Origin of the sequence: Pararobbsia alpina, assembly GCF_902859895.1 — a bacterium.
Taxonomy (GTDB): Bacteria; Pseudomonadota; Gammaproteobacteria; order Burkholderiales; family Burkholderiaceae; genus Pararobbsia; species Pararobbsia alpina.
In genome coordinates, this window is sequence record NZ_CADIKM010000056.1 from 1 (window position 1) to 22,977 (window position 22,977).

General features: G+C 59.3%; 20 protein-coding genes, 1 tRNA gene and 2 pseudogenes. 13 read left to right on the forward strand and 10 right to left on the reverse strand.

What is annotated here, in order from left to right:
- Positions 1 to 230 (forward strand): annotated as a pseudogene (locus HV670_RS31350) (integrase core domain-containing protein); the annotation flags it as partial.
- Positions 231 to 700: 470 nt separating this feature from the next.
- Here HV670_RS31350 and HV670_RS26290 read toward each other — a convergent pair.
- A complete protein-coding gene (locus HV670_RS26290; protein WP_281362467.1) occupies positions 701 to 1,699 on the reverse strand; it encodes a sensor domain-containing diguanylate cyclase in 999 nt (332 codons plus the stop codon).
- A gap of 3 nt (positions 1,700 to 1,702) precedes the next feature.
- Positions 1,703 to 2,242 (reverse strand): hypothetical protein, encoded by a 540-nt coding sequence (locus HV670_RS26295; protein WP_175107926.1) that lies wholly within the window; start codon positions 2,240 to 2,242, stop codon positions 1,703 to 1,705.
- A 1,177-nt stretch (positions 2,243 to 3,419) separates the two neighbouring features.
- Here HV670_RS26295 and HV670_RS26300 point away from each other — a divergent pair.
- From HV670_RS26300 to HV670_RS26325, 6 genes are all read left to right on the forward strand, one after another.
- Positions 3,420 to 4,043, forward strand: a complete 624-nt coding sequence (locus HV670_RS26300; protein ID WP_175107927.1) for a hypothetical protein — start codon at positions 3,420 to 3,422, stop codon at positions 4,041 to 4,043.
- Positions 4,044 to 4,215: 172 nt separating this feature from the next.
- A complete protein-coding gene (locus HV670_RS26305; RefSeq protein WP_175107928.1) occupies positions 4,216 to 4,563 on the forward strand; it encodes a hypothetical protein in 348 nt (115 codons plus the stop codon).
- Positions 4,564 to 4,632: 69 nt separating this feature from the next.
- The gene (locus HV670_RS32355; RefSeq protein ID WP_425511470.1) at positions 4,633 to 4,785 is read left to right on the forward strand and encodes a hypothetical protein; all 153 of its coding nucleotides are present in this window, start codon (positions 4,633 to 4,635) and stop codon (positions 4,783 to 4,785) included.
- A complete protein-coding gene (locus tag HV670_RS32360; protein WP_425511471.1) occupies positions 4,742 to 5,062 on the forward strand; it encodes a DUF4411 family protein in 321 nt (106 codons plus the stop codon). The genes HV670_RS32355 and HV670_RS32360 overlap by 44 nt, the downstream gene beginning before the upstream one ends.
- A 1,042-nt stretch (positions 5,063 to 6,104) precedes the next feature.
- Entirely contained in the window at positions 6,105 to 6,533 is a 429-nt protein-coding gene (locus tag HV670_RS26320; protein ID WP_175107943.1) for a very short patch repair endonuclease, read from the forward strand.
- A gap of 61 nt (positions 6,534 to 6,594) precedes the next feature.
- The gene (locus HV670_RS26325; protein ID WP_175107930.1) at positions 6,595 to 7,962 is read left to right on the forward strand and encodes a DNA cytosine methyltransferase; all 1,368 of its coding nucleotides are present in this window, start codon (positions 6,595 to 6,597) and stop codon (positions 7,960 to 7,962) included.
- Here the strand turns inward: HV670_RS26325 and HV670_RS26330 are convergent.
- Positions 7,927 to 8,769: a hypothetical protein gene (locus HV670_RS26330; RefSeq protein ID WP_175107931.1), complete on the reverse strand. Its 843-nt coding sequence runs from the start codon at positions 8,767 to 8,769 to the stop codon at positions 7,927 to 7,929. The two genes, HV670_RS26325 and HV670_RS26330, sit on opposite strands and share 36 nt — an antisense overlap.
- A 612-nt stretch (positions 8,770 to 9,381) precedes the next feature.
- A complete protein-coding gene (locus tag HV670_RS26335) occupies positions 9,382 to 10,746 on the reverse strand; it encodes a tyrosine-type recombinase/integrase (RefSeq protein ID WP_175107932.1) in 1,365 nt (454 codons plus the stop codon).
- A 128-nt stretch (positions 10,747 to 10,874) separates the two neighbouring features.
- Here HV670_RS26335 and HV670_RS26340 point away from each other — a divergent pair.
- From HV670_RS26340 to HV670_RS26360, 4 genes are all read left to right on the forward strand, one after another.
- A tRNA-Ser gene (locus tag HV670_RS26340) sits at positions 10,875 to 10,970 on the forward strand.
- A gap of 217 nt (positions 10,971 to 11,187) precedes the next feature.
- Positions 11,188 to 11,724, forward strand: a complete 537-nt coding sequence (locus HV670_RS26350; protein ID WP_175107933.1) for a diguanylate cyclase — start codon at positions 11,188 to 11,190, stop codon at positions 11,722 to 11,724.
- A 487-nt stretch (positions 11,725 to 12,211) separates the two neighbouring features.
- Complete coding sequence (locus HV670_RS26355) at positions 12,212 to 13,786, forward strand: methyl-accepting chemotaxis protein (RefSeq protein ID WP_175107934.1); 1,575 nt, start codon at positions 12,212 to 12,214, stop codon at positions 13,784 to 13,786.
- A gap of 418 nt (positions 13,787 to 14,204) precedes the next feature.
- Positions 14,205 to 15,227 carry a glycosyltransferase gene (locus HV670_RS26360; RefSeq protein WP_217478529.1) on the forward strand — a complete coding sequence of 341 codons (1,023 nt, stop codon included), beginning with the start codon at positions 14,205 to 14,207 and terminating at the stop codon, positions 15,225 to 15,227.
- Positions 15,228 to 15,339: 112 nt separating this feature from the next.
- Here the strand turns inward: HV670_RS26360 and HV670_RS26365 are convergent, their stop codons facing one another.
- The 6 genes from HV670_RS26365 to HV670_RS26390 form a co-directional block, all read right to left on the reverse strand.
- On the reverse strand, positions 15,340 to 15,501 hold the full coding sequence (locus tag HV670_RS26365) for a hypothetical protein (RefSeq protein ID WP_246257981.1): 162 nt from the start codon (positions 15,499 to 15,501) through the stop codon (positions 15,340 to 15,342).
- Positions 15,502 to 15,799: 298 nt separating this feature from the next.
- On the reverse strand, positions 15,800 to 17,434 hold the full coding sequence (locus tag HV670_RS26370) for an FGGY-family carbohydrate kinase (protein ID WP_175107936.1): 1,635 nt from the start codon (positions 17,432 to 17,434) through the stop codon (positions 15,800 to 15,802).
- A gap of 71 nt (positions 17,435 to 17,505) precedes the next feature.
- On the reverse strand, positions 17,506 to 18,234 hold the full coding sequence (locus tag HV670_RS26375; protein WP_175107937.1) for an SDR family oxidoreductase: 729 nt from the start codon (positions 18,232 to 18,234) through the stop codon (positions 17,506 to 17,508).
- A 25-nt stretch (positions 18,235 to 18,259) separates the two neighbouring features.
- The gene (locus tag HV670_RS26380; RefSeq protein ID WP_175107938.1) at positions 18,260 to 19,531 is read right to left on the reverse strand and encodes a sugar ABC transporter permease; all 1,272 of its coding nucleotides are present in this window, start codon (positions 19,529 to 19,531) and stop codon (positions 18,260 to 18,262) included.
- 26 nt (positions 19,532 to 19,557) lie between these two features.
- Positions 19,558 to 20,373, reverse strand: a complete 816-nt coding sequence (locus HV670_RS26385; protein ID WP_175107939.1) for an ATP-binding cassette domain-containing protein — start codon at positions 20,371 to 20,373, stop codon at positions 19,558 to 19,560.
- A 67-nt stretch (positions 20,374 to 20,440) separates the two neighbouring features.
- Positions 20,441 to 21,502 carry an ABC transporter substrate-binding protein gene (locus HV670_RS26390; protein ID WP_175107940.1) on the reverse strand — a complete coding sequence of 354 codons (1,062 nt, stop codon included), beginning with the start codon at positions 21,500 to 21,502 and terminating at the stop codon, positions 20,441 to 20,443.
- A 378-nt stretch (positions 21,503 to 21,880) separates the two neighbouring features.
- Between HV670_RS26390 and HV670_RS26395 the strand changes: the two genes are divergently transcribed.
- Together HV670_RS26395 and HV670_RS26400 are read left to right on the forward strand one after the other, a co-directional pair.
- Positions 21,881 to 22,384: a hypothetical protein gene (locus HV670_RS26395; protein ID WP_175107941.1), complete on the forward strand. Its 504-nt coding sequence runs from the start codon at positions 21,881 to 21,883 to the stop codon at positions 22,382 to 22,384.
- 239 nt (positions 22,385 to 22,623) lie between these two features.
- A pseudogene (locus HV670_RS26400) lies at positions 22,624 to 22,977 on the forward strand (hypothetical protein); the annotation flags it as partial.

Here is a 22,977-nt window from a genome sequence, read left to right on the forward strand (position 1 = left end):
GACGCTGCCGCGAGGCGGGCGTGCAGCCCTCGATGGGTACCGCAGGCGACTGCTTCGATAACGCGATGTGCGAATCGTTCTTCGGCACACTCGAAGCGGAGTTGCTCACGCGCGAGCACTTCGACACCCATGAACAGGCCAGGCGCCGCCTCTTCTGGTTTCTGGAGAGCTGGTACAACGTACGCCGCCTGCATAGCAGCCTGGGCTACCGTTCACCGCTCGAATTCGAAGACCTGAACCCGACAAACCAGACCGTGTCGCCTTGCGGGTTGCCCACCGGCGGGCAGCGTCATGGTCGTGACGGGCGACCCGCCGCCCGCCCGTGGACAACCCGCAGTTCAACGCTCAATGGAGGCTAAATCACATGCAGTCTCTGACTGCAAATCTGTCCGTCGAAACGGGTCAAGCTCAGTGAGGAGGATGGCCGGCTCTCCTGACATGTCGCAAGTGTCGCGACCGCAACACGGTTAGGCCCACTCACACCGGGAAATGCGACGGCCACAGCCGAGGGTGGCACGGCGCCATGCAAGCCGTCGAATCGTGAAGCCAGCCATCGTTATCGCGGCCCTTAGCGGCCCTTGCAGGTCATAGGCTTGAGCCGCGCTTCGAGAGCCGCTTCGTCTCGTTTCCCCCAACAACATCCGTAATTTTCCTCCCGCGGAGGCAGCGCGGCAGAAAGTTCGCCCGAAAGAGGGTGACACTACGCATCCTCAACCCGCGAACTCTCGAAGAATCGATAAACTCCCTTGCCCGCCCTTTTGGCGGCATATAGCGCACGGTCCGCGCGATCGAGAAGAAGTTCCGCACCTATCCGGTCGTGTGGCAGAGATGCGATACCCACGCTGGCACCGATATGCACGATGTTACCGTCAGCTAGCTCGAACGAGGTTTGGAACTGCTCGATGATGTGTTCGGCGACAACGGCCGCATCCTCATGCGAGTTCCGCTCCAACGCAATGACGAACTCATCTCCGCCAAGACGGGCCAGCATATCGTTGTGCCTCAACCGGGCGCTGAGCCTTGCCGCGATTGCTTGCAGCAGGTTGTCGCCGGTCTTATGTCCAAACGTGTCATTGACCTGCTTGAACCCATCGAGGTCGAGGTACAAGACTGCACTGGGGGTATCCCTCCGAGGCCGGTTGAGCATGCACTCCAGTCGCGCCATCAGCGACCGGCGGTTCGGTAACCCGGTAAGCGGGTCGTGATGCGCAAGGCGAACCAGCTCGCGCTGTTTTTCCGGTAAGCGTGTTTCGTCGGAGAGCGTCCAGATGAGGGCAAGGGCCTTCTGCTGCTCGTTGCGAATAGCATTGATGCGCAGTGGATAGCGGTGCATGTAATTGCGCATGAGCCGGGGCGACACTTCACCTTGCCAGTAACCTGTGTAAGCGATGGACCTGCGAATTGTCCGGTAGTGTGTCCGGCCGTCGTTAGCCACCCAAAGGCAAAACAGGTTCTTGTCAAAAAGTTCATCGACAGTGTACCCGGTCATACGCGTGAACGACGCATTGGACTCGATGACGCATCCCCGGGCATCGGTGATCACGATCCCGTCCGGGCAATGTTCGAAGATCATTGAACGCAACCTGAGACGCTGTAGTGCGATAACTCGCGCACGAGGTTTCCTGCTTTCCAAATGGCCTCCCGGTTTCGATGATTCGTTCTGCAGCTTGCAGGTTAAAAGGGCGTTGGGACAATTCATGTCTTACGTTGTGCATGGGTTTGCGGCGCCGGCAATGTGGCGCAGCAGGAGGCTGACGACCGGGATGCCGTTCATGCTCAGTGCGGTGAGTGCCGCAGACGTGACGAGCAGCCGCCCGGGATGGAACAGTGGTTTGAGCCTCGTGGACCGATGCATGATGAATATCTCCAGATAAAGGGCGAGCACGGGCCTCCGGCAGAGTGGATACGTGGTCGAGACAAATGAAAAAGCCGGCGAACTCGCCGGCTCTGGTTGGATAAAACGTCGGGGTGGACTACTGCATGCCAGCAGAGCGGGTAGCCGTAGCAGCGGGCTCCAACGTGCCAAGGCTGGCGAGAAGGGCCCTGCTGTTCGCGTCGAGATACGGAAGGATGTTTCCTGCACCCCCATCGAGGCCAGTGCGCGGGTAGCCTCCCGCTTGCGGTACTGCTTATAGCAAACAGCAACGGCCAAACTGGCGACGGCGACGCCAGCGATGACACTCAGCCCCTTCAGCGTGCTCGAGGACGATGTCTTGGGACAGACGAGAGCGATTGCGGACATGGATTTCTCCGGATGAAAGGCGAGCACGTGCCTCCGACAGGGGCGGATACGAGACTCGCTAAACGAAAGGGAAAGACAGAAGGGAAGACAAGCCGGACGCAGGACGCGTCCGGTTACAGCGCAGAAGTGGCGATTTGCCGCCGCAGGGCGGCGGCCCTAGCCTGGGAACAGCTGAGGTGACGGCGAATATCGGAAACAGTCGGCCGCGCGAGTCCAGCCGCGATGTCGCGCATCAGTTGCGTAACCGCGGTTTCCGGCTCCGTGACTGCGGGAGCGGGTGCGGTTGGATCGGACGCAAGAGTAGGTGGGCATCACGGCTCCCGAAGATGGGTTCGCCAGCGCGAGATCGCGTAGGCGGAGCGGCAGGCTGCTGCCGTGCTCGGGGCAGTGATATAGGGCCAAAGAAATCTGGAATCCCGATCAGGAATCAGGAATGAGCAAACGGGGAAGGGTGTGGCGTGAGGCCGAGTTCGACCCCGTTTCAGCCGGTCGACGCAGCCGACCTCTATGGCTGTTTTTAATGCATTAGCGCCGCTCGCTCACGAGCGTTGACCAATTCCTTATCAGCCGTTGCGGTGATCGATCGCAGAATACTTGGCCTTGCGAGAATGATGCTTTCCATTGCAGGTTGATGTCTGTTTTCGACCTTCGATGTGCCCACGGGCTTCGTGATGTGGCTGCTCGTCCTGCCAGACTGCGCTGTCAGTTGCCTACGGGGCTGGGCTGCGTGCCAGTGAGTGGTCGCGCTGAAGGCTGGTGACGGCGACAGTCATCGCATGACGCTGCGCGTCGCGTAGGGCAAGGTTCGCGAGAGCCTTGACGACCGTGCTCCCGCCGGTGTTACTCGAGCGCCCGGGTATCTGATGACGCGTGGCGCACGCCTAGGGCCGGATGCTGGAGGGCGAATGGCGCCAACGCTCGTCGAGCTGCTTGGCAGGTGCGGCGACAGTCAATAGAGGGAAACGGTGAGTATAGTGAAACATCAAAGGCTATTTGGTCGTTGGCACGATCTGGTACATTCCCGCCTATGCTGCTTGATGAGACGAATGGCAACTGCGTGTGATGATTGCGTAGCGTGCGTGGCTTACGGCTTTACATGTTGAAAAAATTACACGCCATCCGAAGGTTGGTGCCGCCAGTCCGTAAATCCTAGGCTCAGGCGAATAATGCAATTCACATGACCGAAACTCTGAGTCTTTCTCCCGACGTTCTAGATTGGGCCGCCAGTCAATCTGGTGGCTCGCTAGAAGGCATCGCGCGAACGATTTCGAAAAGCGCGCCGGAAAAAATTATCGCCGGAACACTAACGCCTTCCCAAGCGATAAGATTTGCGGCGGCGGCAAAGGTGCCGTTTGGCTATCTTTTTCTCTTGATACCGCCAGCGCCACGTGTTCGTCCGGAGCTTGTGGATTTTCGGACACTCAATTCGTCGTCTACGCCTCTGTCACGCGATTTCTTCGAGGTTTACGACGACGTAAAATTCAAACAGGTCTGGTACAGGGATTTTTTGGAGAGGGAGGGGGCGGAGCCTCTGCATTTTGTTGGCGAGGGCCGAAAGCGGTCTTTGAATTCAAGGCAAGTCGCTGAAGAAGTCCGCCATGTGCTTCGTCTCGATCAAGTTGCGATGGGTAGGGCGAGTACTGTCGAAGAACTCTTCAGTTATCTCTCTGCTCAGGCGAAGCGGCCGGCATCCTTGTGTTTAAGAACGGAATCGTGGGAAATAACACTTCCCGGCCGCTGTCCGTTTCGGAATTTCGTGGCTTTGCTATTAGTGACCCCATCGCGCCAGACGTGTTTGTGAATGGTAAAGACGCGGCAGCGGCATGGATGTTCACCCTTATGCATGAGGTCGCTCATATTTGACAAGGTGATATCGGCGTCTCCGATGCTGTGACGGCGTCCATAACGGCGAGGAGCGGTTCTGCAATGCGGTAGCTGCCGAAGTGCTCGTGCCGTCGTCGGATTTTGCAAAGATGTGGACGAGCGCTGAGGGTAGCGCCACTGCTCGCTTGAATGAATTACGTCGCCATTTCAAGGTCAGTTTGCTTGTGTTGGTGCGCCGTGCTGTCGATTTCGGGTATGTCGATGAATCGCTATACCGTAAGATTTATATCACTTCGCAAAAATCCGGTTCGAAAAAAGACGAAGCCAGTGGCGGTAATTTTTACGCAACCTTGGCGGTCCGGAACAGCAGGAAATTGGCGAAACGCGTTGCTTCGCTAGCTACCTCGGGTAACATCAGTTTGCGGGAAGCCGGCCAGCTGTTGAACACAAATCCAAATAACGATGTGACTGCAAAGCAGCGCGCGCTTCCTGCTTAATTCTGACGTACTGATTACTGCGAAAAACCTTCACTACAATCCAAACTTTTGTACTAATTTTGGGCGTGGGTGGGGCAGGGGTTTCAGCACGGTACCGTGTTTAGTATCGACAAGGCGCGTGATGAGCTGTTGAACGGGAAAACCGACGACCCGCTCTACGAGTGGGCATCGCATTTCGATCAAGGCGGATTTTTCTTTAAATTGCCTTCCCAGCGTCGCTAAATGGCAACAGTTAGCGAATTGGCCAGTTTCACGAGTACCCGCATTTCAAGCGACTGCGCAAGACAAATTCCTAAATGCAAGGTCGGCGGACGCTTGGCTGATAGCATTTGCTGCTCACCATCCTGGGTACGTTATCGTCACGAATGAGCAGTCGGCTCCGGAGAGCCGGAAGGCAATTAAATTACCCGACGCTGCAGCTGCGGTTGGCGTTGTGACGATGTCTTCGTTTGATGTGTTGTCGCGGCACGCGTTCGGTGATTTTTTGTTTAAGACGTAGTTGAAGCCGCCTGATCGGCGCATCGCCGCTGAGGTCTCGGATTCTCTCGCTGCATTTGACGACGCTCATGGTCCGGGCGACAGACTGCATTCAGATGCGTGAATCATCGCTCGGCTCGGCTCGGCTCGGCTGGAATCGGATATTCGTGCAAAGTGCTTACCCCTGTTCAACCGCTTCGCAAATATCATAGCTTAAAAAATATCCTTGAAAGTGATTGGATCGCTTAGTAACCCCAGAGGAAACCTTCCGCCGAGTTTCTCTACCACTCAAGGCAAAGAATCTCGTCATTTGCCCACTCCCCTATGTTGTCGGCGGTGCAAAACCGCCATTAAACGGCGGCGAGAATGCGCTTTTTGGGCGCGACCGAGGTCGCACCCAGCACCAGAATATCGTCCCTTCTCGGCGTCAAGGATTCGCTTCGCCAAGCTGCGCTTGTCCTTGACCCCGCTGCGAGACTTTTCGCCCGTCTATTGCTCAAGAACCGTTCCCGGAAAACACTCGCCGCCGTTTAGTCGCGGATTTCGACCGCCGTTCACATCCTACGACGGCGCATTCATGGAGCTCTTCTACCATGCTGGGGGGTCGTCCAGCAATTCTTCGCGGCCGACGCGCAGGTGCCCCGCGAAGTCGCGTCTTCCGACGCCTGCTCATCGGATGGTGGCACAATCCTCGCAAACCGTCGTCAGTTCCCTGTCGTTGAGGTAATGGAAGCGCTTGGGCCGTTGGCACAGCCGGAATTCCTGAGATCGGGCGAGGAAGACCGGCCTCGCGAACTAACGTGAAACGCCGACCCTTGTGGTGGATACGGTCATCGCTCCGGTTTCGCGCACCCTCCCATAGGAGGACCGGCGCGTCTTTGTTAGACTGCGGTTGGTCATGCGGCTCACGCCGAGAAGATGGGGAATGGAGCTGACGGGCGTTTTGAAGACTGCTCTTCGCCCGGCTTCTAACCGAGGTAGCGTGTACGCCGGTCGGCTATCCACCGCCCGACGGAACACCACACCAAGGCCGCACGAACGAGATGGTTAGCGATCAGCCGCAGATGGTGGACACCCGAACGCCGGCCCAGCGCAGCAGGATTATGCGCGCAGTCGGCACCCAAAATACCGGTCCGGAGCTTCTCGTGCGTAAGCTGTTGCACAGGCTCGGATACCGGTTTCGCTTACATGTCCGCGTGCTTCCAGGCACGCCAGACGTCGTATTCTCTGGACGTAAGAAAGTCATTCTCATACATGGATGCTACTGGCACGGCCACGCCTGCAAGAAAGGAGCGCTGCCGAAGTCTTCGCTTCAGTACTGGGCTCCCAAAATACAAGCCAACCGAGAAAGGGACGTAAGGAACGACGCTGCGTTAAGGGCCGCCGGATGGGACGTATTGACGTTGTGGCAATGCGAATTGAAGGATGTCGCCACCTTAGAATCGGCCCTCATTTCATTCCTCGGCCCTTCCAAAATTCGATCGACATGTTGAGGACATTCCGGTACGATTCGTATCTAGCAATTTGGCATTGACAGAGGAAGAGAGATTGACGATGAGCCGATCACTTGGTATCGATTTGTTTGCGGGCGCAGGCGGGCTATCGCTCGGATTCGAACAGGCTGGCTTCGATGTCGTGGCAGCAGTCGAGATCGATCCGATTCATGCTGCAGTCCATGAATTCAACTTTCCTCATTGCGCAGTAATTCCACATAGTGTCGAACGTCTTTCCGGCGCGCAGATCCGTGAGGCTGCAGGGATTGGAAAGCGTAAGGTCGATGTCGTATTCGGTGGCGCACCCTGCCAAGGCTTCTCAATGATCGGACAGCGCGCTCTCGACGATCCCCGCAACGCACTCGTTCGTCACTTCGTCCGCCTCGTACACGAACTTGACGCCGAAGCATTCGTTTTCGAGAACGTAAAGGGCATCACCGTCGGCAGGCACGCCGAGTTCTTGCAGGAGCTGATCGACGCATTCTCCTCAATTGGCTACGAAATTCGTTTGCCTTGGAAGATCTTGAACGCAGCGCACTTCGGCGCGCCTCAGTACCGCGAACGCCTCATTTTGATGGGGTGCAAGAAAGGGCGTTGCCTGCCGGTCTATCCGGCACCGATGTTCTGTCCTGCTGGCGCTAGCACAGATCTGACCGGTCTTCCTGAGGGCCCGTCTTGCTATGACGCGCTCGACGACATTCCTGACGCGGAGGCCTACTCAGAACTGATCGACACGGATGCCGTGAAGGTGAAATGGGGCAAGGCGAGCGCCTATGCTAAGGCATTGCGCGGGACAGTGCGCCCGAATTGGGACTTCTCCTACAAGCGCTTGCACAACTCGGCCTTACTAACGAGCAGCATGCGCACGGACCATACGGAAATCTCGCGCCGCAGATTCAAAGAAACAGAACAAGGTGCTGTTGAACCGATCTCGCGCTTTTTCAAATTGCCGAGCACAGGCGTTAGCAATACACTCCGTGCCGGAACAGACAGCGCGAGAGGTGCATTCACTTCACCGCGCCCGATACACTACGCGCATGCGCGCTGCGTCACAGTCAGGGAAATGGCACGCTTGCATGGTTTCCCAGATTGGTTTCGCCTGCATCAAACTAAATGGCATGGTGCGCGTCAAATTGGGAACGCCGTCCCACCGCCACTTGCTCGCGCAGTCGCCGCCCAAGTGATGCTCGCTCTAGGAGCGCAGCCTACTGTGCCCGACGTCGCTGTGGACCTTGGAGACGACGCTCTTCTGCGGATGGACATGGGAGAAGCCTCCTCGCACTTCGGCATCTCCACGCCCATCGGCAAACGCGACAAGAAGGGCGCGCCCAAACGCAAGCAATGGGATGATCGGGCAGTGCCGGCGGGAGACCCGCAACCTGAGGATGCTCAGCTAGATACCCTTGACGTTCGGACAGAGCTCGTATGACGCCTCTTGTTCCAGCTCCAACGCAGTGAAATTGGCTAGTTCGCTGCGTCGAATACCTTTAAACTCTGCCACATAGATACCGTTAGTTACTGAAGTCATTGCAATGGGTACTACGAGATCCACAGGGGTCTCGTTGAACGCAGCCTTCACCTGCTGTACTACCTGCTCCTCTAGAATCCGTTGATTCTTCTTCTTGGCCTCGGCAGTAATGATCATGCGTTGCCGTTGGCCCTTTTCGTCGCGATAGGTCGCGGCAAATAGCGCATCCACTTCGCAAAGCCGGAGCTTGATGCCAATTTGCAGATGGGTTAGCTCTACAACGTCGATAGGCGAGCGCAGCGCGAAGTGCGTCTCCACCACCGCCAGCTTCACTGCAACCTGAATCAGGTATGTTTCGTCGTCGCGACCCAACGCCTTGCTGGCCAATGGCATGGAAATGCTCTGAATCTGGTGAGACCAGACGCCCTTGTGGTAACCAAATCGATTGGGAAATGGCTCGTCTTGGCCTTCCTCGTACGGCACAAACTCAAACACGTTGCCGTCGCCCGTGACTTGCCTGCCCCCCATGCGAAGCTGCTTCAATCGCTCGGGCCACATGTTCGATGCGCCGTGACCCCGAATGATGTCCTTCATGAAATTCGCAGGGTTCTTCTCCGAAAGACTCGATCCCTTGTTGGCTTTGCACCAGGCAATCGCTGCGACGATGTCTTCATTCGTCACGACAGTTCGGATCAATCTCTGCGCCGCAGGGTCCCACAACGTTTCATAGATACGTTCGATGACGACCGGTTTTTGCGATTTTGCCATCTCTGTATGGTGCCAGTGCGTGGGAGAACCCCTACTGTACCAACTATTGTTCGCATTAATTCAGACGCGGCGCGGGTTTGCTACGAAGGATCGGAATACCAGACACACTGACGCAATACATGTGTAACACCAGAAACGAACGCAGTCATTGATTTTCAAGGGAATTATTAGATTCGAATCATGCCGCGTCCGACCTCCTCTGACGAAGACGATGGGTCGCTGCTCGTCCATGTCTATATCGCTAAGCAACGGATACCAGTGATTTGGTAACGCGATCTTAATTGTGGCGCCTTCTGTGGTTCCGATCCGTGACACCGGCCATGACTTTTGAGGCTTAGGGCGGCGCCGTGATGAACGACAAGGAAGCGTTTAGACAAGCCGAAAAGGACACCCAGCGGCGCCAAGCATTGATTGCGGAGGTGGAGAATTGGCGACGCGCAATACTGATCCGTGCCTATCTCGCCTTGCTGGACAGCCGCTTGGGCGGCGGAGATCAACCCACAGAGGGCTATAGCTCCTCGCGCGAATGGGCGTCGACGGTCGCAGACGACCTCGATCCCACTTGCCGCCACGTTAGCTTTCCTGCCACGCCGGCTAACAGTCCGCGCGACCTCACTTCAGCGGCTCAAAATTCATCCGCGCTTGCTCGAGCATCCAGGCTTCGATCTTGTCATGCCACATGCGAAGCAGATCCAGGGGGCGGCGTCGATAATGCTTCTCGGCGATTGCCGACGGCTTATGCCCCTGAATTTGGGCAACAACGCCGACAGGAACCTCGACCCACTCCGACAGCGTGCCGAACGATCGGCGCAAGCCGTGCAGTGACATGTGCGGCAAACCTGTTGGGGCCAACGCGCGGTTGTGCGCATGACGCGGTTCGGCAATCTTTCCATCGGATGCAGTTTTACTGGCGAACACCCACTCGGACGGCGCCCATGGCTCGCCCTTTTCTGTATGACGCGCGACCTGCCGCTTGTTGGGGGGGATCTCGTTCAGTCGCTTCAGAGTCAACAATAGGCTCGTCAAATACGGGGTCAGTGGAATGGTTCGGCCGCCGGTACCCTCGACTTTGTCGTTGATGGTCAAGCTTCGCCATCGGAAGTCCACATCTTCCCAGCGCAATGCGGCCAATTCTTCCCGGCGAGCGCCTGTGATCAGTAAGCCTTGAAGGTATGCACCGATGACAGGATTTGCGATGCCCCGTACGGCACCAAACCAAACGGACAACTGCTCACGCTGCAAACAGTCATTCTTCGCGACGCTCCGAGGGAGAATCCCCTTGACCTTCGGCGACGCGTAGGCGTCATGGGAGACAGTGCCTGCGTACGTCTCGTGCGTGTCACACCATCGAATGAATGCCTTGAACAGACCAAACGCATGAGCGGCGTTCGTCGGCCCTCGGGATATTTCAACCTCTAGCCAGTCGGCCATGCTCGTTGCCGTGATTTCGGACAACCTGCGCGGCATGAGCGGTGCCAACGGGCCGCGCACTTTTTCTTTGCCGCCCCGTTTGGAAATACCGCCGCCGGGCGAGGAAAGCGCGACGTGGTCGGCGATGTATCTGTCCGACCGAGGCTTCTTCGTTTTGGGCGAAATCTTCGTACGCAGATGCACCAAGTAATGTTCCCACGCTTCGCCGACAGTCACGTCCTGACGGCGCTTGGCTGCCTGACGACCCTCGTGTGCTGCCTTCTGCTCAGCCTCATGTTCCCGCGGGTCAATGCCGCCGTCGATGAGCGTCTGGAGGCTACGTGCTCGCTCCTGCCCCCGATCGATTGTCCAAGTTCTGGGATCGCCGATCGTGATCCGTACCGTCGAACCATGTATCTTTCCCTGGAAAATGTATGCTTTCGCGCCACCGGTTGTGGCACGCAAGCCCAGCCCAGGAGTCTTGCTATCCCAGAGAAACGACTGTGACTTGCCTTCGGCGCAGCGATGGGCTTCTACCCGAGCTGCAGTGAAATTGACCTTCGCCACCGAACCTCCGTTTGTGAGTCAGCAATGTCGTGTAACCGCTGTGTAACCGGATTATGCGGTAGTGAAGGTACGTAGATCAACGTGGGTCGGTGATTGATTTTAAGATATTCGTTAAAATACAATGGACTGGGGAGATTAATGTATATCGATCTATCCAAAGGAATCTCGACTTGTTCGTTTTCGCAATGCGAAGGTCGGGAGTTCGATCCTCCTCCTCTCCACCAATAGGATTTCCCAAAACCCGCGTGGCTTAAGGCCTCGCGGGTTTTTCTTTTGTTCGCGACGATTCCTCTCACCACCCGGGACTTCCACACTCGCTGTCACAAATGTGTCCCCTCGGGCATCGCTTCCAGGTCGCACGAAGCCCGCGATGCGCTGACCCCGCGCTCCTTGACCAGCTTCACCGCCTCAAACTTGAATTCGCGGCTGAAACGATAGGGGGTGTTCGCCGGCGGAGTACTCGGCAATTTCGCGACCAGGCTTTTTGTCGGCCCCAATCTGCCGGTGTCGCTTTCCTATTCGCTCGCCGACCTTGATAGTCGGAGCCCTGTTGCCGCGGTTATGATCGATATCGACGCATTCAAGGCCTACAACGATCACTACGGGCATCAGGGTGGCGACGAGTGCCTGCGTACGATCGCACAGGCGATTGCCTCTGTGGCCAAACGTCCGACAGATTTTGTCGCACGGTATGGCGGCGAAGAGTTCGTGCTGATCTTGCGGGATACCGATCAACAGGGCGCGCTGAGGGTTGCCGAGCGTATTCGGGCAGGCATTGAAAACCTGCGGATTCCCCATTCGGCATGCTCGACCGGCGTGACCATCAGCGCTGGCGTGGCCGCGCAAAGACCGGGCGAAGGCAGCGACAGGAACGGCCTGATCGCGGCAGCAGACAGGGCGCTCTACGCCGCCAAACAGCAAGGGCGGAACCTGGCCTGCTCGGCTGCTACCGATTTTGCCGATCAAGCAGCCACATGATGCGACGCCGCTTCGCGTACGTGTTCCCGAGGCGGCTTATCGAATTTCGACTACTTTCCGATGTTCGACACTACCGTGATCACGAGACTCGCTACCAGCCTATTTCCCCATATTACTGAGGGTCACCCAGCCGTGGAGGGTGCGACTGTCGGCGCTGGCATCATCACGTTCGACTAAAGTTCGGCCGCTTCGAACCGATAAACATTAAATAAATATAAAGAGTCCGTCGAGCCAGCAACGGAAGCGCTCTGCTATCGAAATGTAAGAGGTGCTGATAGAAAGGTTTGGTGGTCCGAATTCCTGCAACTCCTGTCGTGCCTTCCGATCGACACTTGAATTTCCGGCCTCGAGCCGCTTGCCGACTCGCGGAATTTCGATATCTAACTGGGGAAACCGCAGTGCCCTTGCCATTTGAGAACGAGTCCATGTATTTCAGGAACCTGAAGCCTGGCGCCAAACTGCTCAGCGTCTTTGTAGGAGAAAGAGCATGTTGAAGAACCTGTCTATTCGCGCCAGCCTCAACGCGATGATCGCTTTGTTTGGGATTGTGCTGGTGGTCGGCGCCGCGGTCGGGCTTTCGTCTATGCGCAGTGGCAATGAATCGTTGCGCCAGACGTACACCGTCGATACGCCTGCGGTGGCGGATCTTGAAGGCGACTCCGTGAAATTGCTGAATGCGCGTCTCGCACTTGCGACCTATGCGTCGCTTGCCGAGTTGAAGGATCAGAAGGGGCAGGACGCCGTGCTCCAGCGTCTCAACGTGTACCTGCAAGCGTCTAACGATTACTTGTCGCACTATCTCAGCCAGGTCGGTGCTGGCGACGAGCAACAGGGGCTCGTCAAGGACATGCAGGACAAGCGCACCGCGTTCCTGCGCCAAGGGTTGGAGCCAGCCCTCGCCGCGATCAAATCCGGCGACAGGCAAACCTTTGTGCAACTGCAGGCGCACGTCATGCCGAAGCTGTTCAACGTCTATTCATCGGCGATGGATGCGCTGGTAAAGGCGCAATTCAATCGCAGTGCGAAACGCTACCAGGACGCACAAGACCGGTTCCACGCGGTCAGCATGGCGGTGGCCGTCGGTCTTGCGGCTGTACTGTTGCTGGCTTGGGGCGGGCGCATGATGTTGATGCGTGCGATCGTCGATCCGGTCAACGCCGCGATCGGTTATTTCAATCGCATCTCAGAGGGCGATCTGACTGGCCGGATCGTCGCAACGAGCGACAATGAGATGGGTAAGCTCAGTGCCGCCTTGCAGAAGATGCAGGATTCACTGCGTGCGGCGATCACCGCTGTGCGTGGGGGCACCGAATCGATTAATGTCGGCGTGAACGAAATTGCCGCGGGCAACACCGACTTGTCGCAGCGCACGGAAGAGCAGGCGGCATCGCTCGAGGAAACGGCCGCGAGCATCGAACAGCTGACCTCGACGGTCAAGCAAACTGCGGACAATGCCAGACAGGCCAGCCAACTCGCGCAGGACACATCGGGGCTGGCCGTGCGAGGAGGCGAGCTGACGCAGCAGGTAGTCGGCACGATGGAGAACATCGTCAATGATTCGCACAAAATCGCCGACATCGTCGGGGTGATCGAAGGCATCGCCTTCCAGACCAATATCCTTGCCTTGAACGCCGCAGTGGAAGCCGCCCGTGCGGGCGAACAGGGGCGTGGCTTCGCCGTGGTCGCCAGCGAGGTGCGCGCGCTCGCACAGCGCAGCGCAGGGGCCGCCAAGGAGATCAAAGGATTGATCGCCGAGTCGACCTCCCGTGTGCACTCGGGTTCGGAACTGGTCGAACAATCCGGCGCGACGATCACCGAGATCGTCGATTCGATTGCACGAGTGAGCGCGATCATGAACGAGATTGCCGCAGCTTCGGCCGAGCAGAGCGTTGGCATCGACCAGGTCAACTTAGCCGTCGCGCAGATGGACGAAGTGACCCAGCAGAACGCGGCCTTGGTCGAAGAAGCGTCGGCGGCCGCGCAGTCGATGGCCGGACAGGCCCGCACGCTGCGTGAAGCGGTGGCCGTGTTCAAGGTCGCCGAGACGGGGGCCTCGACCTGAAGCAATTGCCACGCAAAGTGAATCACGCCGGTTGGTATCGACAGTTCGAGCATCACTTCGTACAACGAAGACAAAGACGTCGACAGTCACCGCCGCAGACACGGGCGCGGTGATCGAGACGGATGCCGATGCTTTCGGACTGGCACAGACTCTGATCAGGAAATAACTTTGGATAACGTAGGGTTTGAGATTTGTTCATCCGATCAAGATCGCTACGTTGCTCGCTGCTCAATTCAATTGGTCTCGCCGTCGTCATGGAACGCTCCACCGTCGGTACTTCTTTCATGGGAAGGTTGCCGACGGGAAGCATGTTCCTGACAAGCGCCTTTGGTTGGATATTCTCAAAACGCGATCTACTATCCCTATTCATAGTGTGCAGGTATCAGCGTGAGCCACTGGCTCCGCCGACTGACTTACCATGCAAACCATGAAGATTTCCGTCGCGATGGCTGCGTACAACGGTGAAGCGTATATTCGCGAGCAGCTAGATAGCATTGCGAAGCAAACGCTTCTGCCCGACGAGCTGGTGATCACCGACGACAGCCCGGATAGGTTGACTGAGGACGCCATCAATGCATTCAAAGTGACCTCGCCGGTTCGCATCGACTACTACCGTAACGAAACGCGCCAGGGCTTTCCGGAAAATTTTTTCAAGGCAATCGGCCTCTGCAAGGGCGAGTTGATTGCGTTTGCGGATCAGGACGACGTATGGATGCCGCGAAAGCTCGAATTGATGACCGCCCAATTCGCCGATCCCGAGGTCATGTTGGTGACGCACAAGGTGACCATCGTGGACAGCCAGCTCAAGGTCAAGGAAGACCTCGACGACAACCACTGGTCATATGTTGGTACCTTCGAGCCTTTGCAAACCGACCCTTGGTATCTCCTGTTCGGCATGAGCGCAATGGTGCGCGGCGCGCTGTTCCGCGTGACCGACCTGAAGGTTCGCCCGCTGGATTTCAGTCGCGATGGCCTCGCGTCACACGACATGTGGGCGTGGTTCATGGGCGGCGCACTCGGAAAAATCGTCGGCTTGCCGGACAAGCTCGCGCTGTATCGGCAACACGCGGTGAGCGTGGTTGGCGCGCCGAAGCAGAGTAGCCTCGCCGCGCGAATCGCGTATTCGATCAAGACGGGGCGGAGTCACTACGACAAGATGGCATCGATTTCCCATGACCGGGCCAAGGTTCTTTCGCAGGTGACCCAGCCAGATCTGGCGGCGAGGGCGCGGGCCGCCGAGACGTTTTACATGGTGCTTTATCAGCAGAACGCCGACCGGGCGAGCCTTTACGCGCCCGAGAAAACGCTGATCGAGCGGGCAAGTGCCGGCCTTCGGCTGCTGCGCAAGGCGGGCTATCGACCGCAGGCGCAGGGCGGATTCGGGCTCAAGGCCTTATTTAAGGACCTCTTTCTGTTCCTACTGGTGCGCCGCGTCGCTTGATGTTTTGTTGTGCGAACCGACATGCCGGACGGCATGCCGTGTCGCAAGGTCGCCGACTGACCCAATCGCGGACGGCGCTCAAGCCACAGCAGCGCGCCGCCTTGTCAGCATGTCAAAAGTTCGCGTGAACGTTTGCGAACGCGCTAAACGGCTCGCCGACGAACGCACCGGCCGCATTCGCCGCGACAAAGTAGCGCCGGTCCGTGAGGTTGTGGACGTTCAGATCGATGCCCCAACGCGGTGCCTCATAGCCGAATGCCGCGTTCGCGATCACATACGATGGAATCGAATTGACGTTGGTGATGTCGCATCACGTTGCGCATGCAGCCGCACGCACGCAAAGGCGCGCGGCTGCTAAAAACACGTTGCTGTGGGGATAGACCCGTTGCGATCGCTGCATTGGCGAACGCGAAGGGACGGCGCATGGGGCGGAGCCGCTGCGACGTTCTGTGGAGAAACGCCGCACCCAGGGGCTTTATTCCATCGATGCGAAAAAAACTGGCTCCGACTGCTCAGCCTGTAGAGAGGAACAACCTCTCTTCCAAACCGCCGGGAAAAGCCGATGACCCGGTCTAGCGGATTTCTCTGGCCACGCTCTGCAACTTCGTGAAGGCGCTGAACCGCGCCTCGTGCAGGTCCGCGATGGCACCTGCGGCCGGCTCGTAGATCTTGTTGATCTGCGACATCCTGGCCATCGCCGACCGCACATCGCCGAACAGGCCACCCCCCACGCCGCCCAGCATCGCCGCGCCTAGCAAAACGGGCTCTTCCGCTTGCGTGGCAAGCACGGGCTTTCCCGTCGCATCCGCGAGTAGTTGCCGAACAAGATCGAGTCGCCCGGCGCCGCCACTGATGATCACCCGCTCGATTGGCGCACCAGCCTTGGCCTGCGCTTCGATGATCTGGCGCAGGCCGTAACCGATACTACAAACGCCGGCAATGTAGAGGGCGACCAGACTGCTCAAGTCGTTTTCCATTCCAAGGCCCGCGATCACCGCTCTTGCGTGAGGATCGGCCAGCGGGGCACGGTTTCCCAGGAACTCCGGGACGACATGCAGAGCCTTGGCCAGCAGCACCGCCTCCGACAGACCGTCCGCCGCCTGGGTCGCGAGATCGGCGAGCATCACGGGCAGGGACTGGCCCGCGTGCTCCGCGCGGCGTCGGGCGTCGGGAGCCGCGGGGTGCATCGAAAGCAGTTGTTCGATCGCGGCGCCCGCCACCGATTGCCCGCCCTCGTTGAGCCATGCGTCCGGCACCATCGCCGAAAAATACGGTCCCCACACGCCGGGCACGAAGACCGGACTTCTGGTCGTGGTCATCGTGCACGATGAGGTGCCGAAGACGTAGGCGAGGCAGGACTCGGGCTCACCCTCAGCGCCGACCGTGCCGATCCCCCCTGCATGGGCATCGATCACGCCCGTGGCGACTGGGGTTCCCGTTCGCAGGCCGAGCTCGGCGGCGGCGGTTGCCGTCAGTCCGCTTCCCAGCGGCGTGCCCGGGTCGACGACGGTCTGGCCGATGCGCGCAAAGGCCTCGTCCGCCAGCACACCGAGACCGACGGTCCGGAAGTAACTCTCGTCCCAGCGCCGCTCGTGCGCCAAGTAGGTCCATTTGCAGGTGACCGTGCAGGTGGATCTGGAAAGGTCCCCGGTCGCGCGCCAGGTCAGGAAGTCGGTTAGATCGAAGAACTGCCATGCCGCCGCAAAGACGGCCGGCTTGTTTTCGAGGAGCCACAGCAGCTTCGGTGTCTCCATTTCCGGCGAGATTTTGCCGCCGACAAATTTCAGCACCTCGTGGTTCGTAGCGTTGATGCGCTGCGCCTGCTCCACGGCGCGGTGGTCCATCCACAGGATGATGTCCCGCTCGGCTTGCTCGGAGGGGCCGACGGGCAGGGACTGCCCGCCTTCGCCCAACACGACGAGCGAGCAGGTGGCGTCGAACCCGATGCCCGCGACCTGATCGGGCGATACCGCAGCCTGCGACAGCGTCTCCTTCACGCAACTGCAGACAGCGTTCCAGATCTCGCCACTCGATTGCTCGACGATGGAGCCGCTCGCATGGAACAGGGTGATGTCATGCTTGGCCGACGCCAACATGCGGCCGGTGAGGTCGAAGATTCCGGCCCGGGCGCTGCCCGTGCCCACGTCCACGCCGATGACATAACGCGTGCTGCCTGCCGCGCCGGAGGTCGGGTTTTCTAAGGTCATAGCTCGTTGTCTGTTATGGGAGGTGTTTCAGATAGGCGGCGAGCCACACCGGGCTCGCGCCTGTCATACGTTTAGAGATCGACGTTGTTTGGAAGGATCACGAGATCGCGGATGGTCACATTGCGCGGCCGCGTCAGCATGAACAGCACCGCATCGGCCACCTCCTTGGGTTGCATCAGGCTGCCCGTGGCGAGCGCCTCGTCCATCTTCGCCTTTGGCCAGTCGTCGAGCAGCGCCGTGACGACCGGGCCCGGGGCCACCGCACCGACCCGCACGCCATGCTTGGAGACCTGGCGCCGGGTCGTGTGGACAAAGGCCTGCACCGCGAACTTTGAGGCAGTGTAGATCGGCTCCCACACGACCGGGACGATACCCGCAATGGAACTGGTGAAAATGATGTCGCCCGATTTCTGCGCAACCATATGCGGCAGCACAGCGTGGACCGATCGAAACGCGGCATTGACATTCAGGTTCAGCACACGATCCCACTCGTCCGGATTTCCGTTCAACACCTCGCCGCCGACGTAGGCGCCGGCATTGGCATGGAAGATGTCGAGGCCGCCGGCAAGTTCAAGGATTTTCGGCAGCATCCCGGAAACCTCCGACGGCTGCAGCAGATCCACGACCAGCGGCAGGGCGTTCGGCCCCAGTTCCGCGCAGAGTTGCGCGAGCCTGTCCTTTGCACGGTCGATCAGAACGACCTTCGCGCCTTCCGCGAGCAGTGTGCGCGCGCACTCCAGGCCGATACCCGATGCCGCACCCGTGATGGCGGCAACCTTTCCCTTCATGGATTCATTCATCAACCGGTCTCCTGGATTGCTGGAATTACGCGCGACCATGCGAGACGCGGGACTGCCGGGCGAGCGAGTCGACGATCACCGCGATCGCCAGCACCGCGCCGGTGATCATGAAGCGCAGCGAGGACGACAGATTCAGCAGCGTCAGGCCGCTGGCGATTGACTGGATCACGATGATACCCAACACCGCCGAATACGCGCTGCCGCGGCCCCCGAAGAGGCTGGTGCCGCCGATCACGGCCGCTGCGATGGCGTTCAGGTTCACGTCGCCGCTGCCGGCCTGCTGGCTGGCCGAGGCGAGGCGTGCCGCAGTCAGCACGCCGCCGAGCGCGGCGAAACTGGCGCACAGCACAAAGGCGCTGGTGTAGATGGCACTGACATTGATGCCCGCCCGCCTCGCGGCTTCGTGATTGCCGCCGACCGCGCTCATCGACCGGCCCCATCGCGTCCTCGTCAGCGCATAGTCCATCGCGACCGCGAGGCCAAGGAAGACACCGAACATCAGTGGAACGCCTCGCCCCTGGTTAAGGTACGCAACCACGATCTCCAAAAGCACGGTGATTCCCACGCTGCGCACGAGAAGGCTGCCCACCGAGGGCGCGGAGAGATTGGACGCGCGGCGGCGCTTACGCGTACGCAGCCCGAGGAGCAGAATCACGACACCCGGCACCAGCGCAAGGAGGTAGGAAATGGCGGCGGGGATGATGATGAGCTGCCCGAGGTTCACCATCGGCGAGTCGTAGGGCAGATTGATCGACCCGGTTGCGCCGAGGATGTAGAGCTGCATCCCGAGGATCGCGAGCAGCCCGGCCAGCGTCGCGACGAAGCTCGGCATGCCTAGCCGGTTGAGCATCAGCGCGTATAGGGCGCCGACCACCGCGCCAACGAAAATGGCAGCCACGATAGCCAGCAGCACCGGCCAGCCCTGATTGACCCAGAGCGTCCCCACGAGGGCCGAAGCGAAGCCACTCATCGAGCCCACCGACAGGTCGATCTGCCCCACCATCAGCACGCAGACGATGCCCAGCGAGATCACCCCAACCGTCGAGCAGTCGAACAGCAAATTCACCAGGTTGTTGGCCGAGAGGAACACCGGATTCAGGCTGGTGAACACAGTCCAGATGATGATCAGGCCCGCGATGACCGGCAGCGATCCCAGATCGCCCGAGCGCACCCGTTCGACGAAATCGGAAACGGCGCCGCCGACCCCTGCAGCGTGCTTGACGCGGACATCGCTGCGGTCGAGCGGCGTGGACGACTGCGGAGGGCCCGACGTCTCACGTTGCGGGCCGCCTTGCATTTCATTACCCATGATCGTTCCTTGGTCTAGGCGCCCTGTTCGGCCTGGCGCCGGTCGGCGCGCCGCGACACGGCGTTCTCGGTGGCGCCGGTGATAGCGGCTATCAACTCTTCATTCGAGGAATCGGGATAGAAGACGCCGTTGTTGCGGCCGAGCCGCAGCACCACGATCCGATCGGCTACGGCGCGCACGTCCTCCATGTTATGGCTGATCATGATCACCGCGTGGCCGCGATCGCGCACCCGCTCGATCAGGTTCAGCACCTCGGCGGTCTGGGCCACACCCAGCGCCGCCGTCGGCTCGTCGAGCATGATCAGCTTCGGATCCAGCAGCAGCGAGCGCGCGATCGCGACGGTCTGGCGCTGCCCGCCCGAGAGCGAGGCGACCACGTCGCGCACGCTCGGGATGCGCGCCGACAGTTCGTTCAGGAGCGTCCAGGCCCGCACCTCCATCGCGACCTCGTCGAGGCGCAGCGGATTGAGCTCGCGCCCGAGGTAGATGTTCGCGACCACATCGAGGTTTTCGCACAGCGCGAGGTCCTGGAACACCGTGGCGATGCCGAGATCGAGCGCTGCGCCCGGGTCGGACAGTGTGACCGTTTGGTCGCGAAAGGTGATCGTGCCGGTGCTGGGTTGATGGACGCCGGCGAGTACCTTCACCAGCGTCGATTTTCCGGCCCCGTTGTCGCCCACCAGGGCGACCACTTCGCCGGCATGCACGTCGAGCTCGATGTCCGTCAGGGCCGATACCGCTCCGAAGTGCTTCGAGACACCGCGCAGACTCAGTACCAGCTCTCCGGGCTCGGATCGTGTTGAGGAGTTTGTTGAGGAGTTGTCATTCATGGACGAATACCTCATGGTGAGTAAAGGGACCTGGCAGGAGCCTGATCCCGAACGGCATCGCGCCGGATCAGTTCGCGATTCCCAGTTTCTTGCACCCTTCGGCATAGCGGTCGGTGCACAGATCCTTGGGGCTCACGATCCCCTTGTCGACGACCTCGGTCTTGAGGTTCTTCGCCGTGATCACCGTCGGCTTGAAGAGTTGGGACGGCGTCTTGAAGAGCGTCCTTTCGGCTTTCGGGGCCTGGCCGGACAGGAAGCCGACGGCCACCTTCGCCGCCGCGGCCGCGACGATCTCGCTCGGCTTCAGGATCGTGTTGTACTGGTCGCCTGAGACGACCAATTGCAGTCCCGCGAGCGTCGCGTCGTTGCCGGTCACTGGCGGCACCGGGTTGACGCCGGCCGCCTTGAAGGCCGCGACGGCTCCGCCGGCCGTGCCGTCGTTGGCGGCCACGACACCGACAATCTGCGCGCCGAAGCGCGTGACCTGACCGCTGACCCACTGCTGGGCCTTCGGCGGTGCCCAGTCGGGCGTGTCGTACTCGGCCAGCGTCTTGTAGCCGCTGCCCTGCAAGCCGGCATGGATGCCGTTCCTGATCAGCCCCGCCGCCGCGTCGGTGGGCGAGCCGTTGACTTCGAGCACGCCGCCCTTGTCGGTCGGCACGCCCTTGTCTTTCAAGTGCTGGACGAGCGACTGCGCGATGGCCTTGCCGATGCCCTCGTTGTCGAACGACACATAGTAGTCAGCGGGCGTCGAAGGGACAGGCCGGTCATAGGCGATCACCTTGATACCCTGGCCCTGTGCCATATGCACCAGAGACGCGGCTGCCGTCGAGTCCACCGGGTCGAGGACAATCACCTTCGCGCCTTGGGAGATCACCGAGTTGAACTGCTGCTGCTGCTGCGCGACATCGGCATTGGCGTTCTGGTAGAGCACTTTGCAGTCGGGGCAGAGCTTGCTCATTTCGGCCTTGAAGCCAGGGAAGTCATGCTGTTCGTAGCGCGTCGACGCTTGGTCGGGCATCAGGAAGGCGACCGTGCCACCGGGGGCGGCGGCCAGTGCCGCCGTAGCGCTCATCAGGCACAGGCTCAGCGCGCTGGCGCCGATCAGTTTGTTGGAAAGTCTGGTCATCGAGTGTCTCCGTCTTTTTGGAACATTCGGGCGCAGTCGCTGCCGCTATTGGGCCGCGGGTGCGGTTCTTGTTGAAGTCGTTCGCACGCGTAGCGGTGTTCAGATAAGCGCCAATCATGCGCTTAAACTGCCTTAGCGCGAATACGGACCGACCACGTGTTGCATAGCAATTCATATAGTCTGTAGTACGCAGTACATCCATGCTGGCGGTGACGCTTAATCTCATTGTTAATGGAGGAGGGAGGACAGGTGCTTCGGGGCATGCAAATTGCGCTCTCGAAATGGAGACGCCGCAATTATTGTTCCTCGCTATTGCAAACCGTAATGCTCGCCACTTCAAAGCGTGAGAGATCACGTACTTGCAAGGGATGCTAAAAAATGAAGATCCTTTTGCGGTTCTTCCCGATCGTTCATGGGTTGATGGCGATTCTCTTTGCCTGCGCGGCGCTGATGTTGATTGCGATTGCAGCTCGCATGGGATCGATAGCATTTGTGGGCGAATGGGACCAGGAAAGCGCGCAATTCGTCATTGAAGCCGTGGGGCTGTTGGCTGGCGCCCTCGTTGCATTGCAGATCGCCGAGACCATCGTAGAGGAAGAGATCATCCGGGATGCTGACATGAGCGCACCGACGAGGGTGCGACGTTTCTTGTCGCGATTCTTCGTGGTCGTCGTCGTGGCGCTTGCCATCGAAGGGCTCGTCGCAACGTTCAAAGCGCTGCACCAGGATCCATCGGAGCTTCGTTATGCGGCTGAGCTCCTTGCTTCGTCGGCCTTGCTTCTTGCCGCCTGGGGGCTGTTCGTCCACCTGAATCGTTCCGCGGAAGAGTTGGAGCCGGAGGCCATGTTGGAGGCAAAAGACGAAGACAAGAAGGTGAAATAGCCTCTGCTGAATGTGCTGCCCAATTTTCCGCCGCGACACGGAGCGCCTGATCCTTAGGAAAATTTTTCACTTCGATGAAACTGAAATCCCTCTACAGGGGGCATCTGCACAAGGGATGGGAATGTCTTTCTCTTGGCTAATGGTAAACGCTAGGCAATCTTGAGATTTAGGCCGGACTACGATGTCGGCTTTCGTCAATTTCGAAGCAGAAGGTGACGCATGAAGGGATACTTCATCCAATGAGTGTGAATCGATTTCTCACGCTGCAGGGATCATCCTGCGCATATGTATCAAAGATCATCAATCTGTTGTTTCTCCTCTTCGCGTATCTGCTGGCGGCCGGTGCCGGCTTTAACGGATTCGTCACCAAATACGGCCTTCACGACATGCCGGATTCGTTCGAGGCCACTCAGCGCTACTCTTTCGGGCGGATAGTGGACCAGACCGCGGAGCGGCCGTTTGTCTATCGGCAGTTGCTGCCAATCATCGCGCGTGGCATCGAGAACTCGATCGCGCCGGAGCGACGCGACGCGGTAGGCAAGCGCATCGTTGCGGCGCTCGATAGCAACTGGTCGCTGAAGCACACCTTCGGT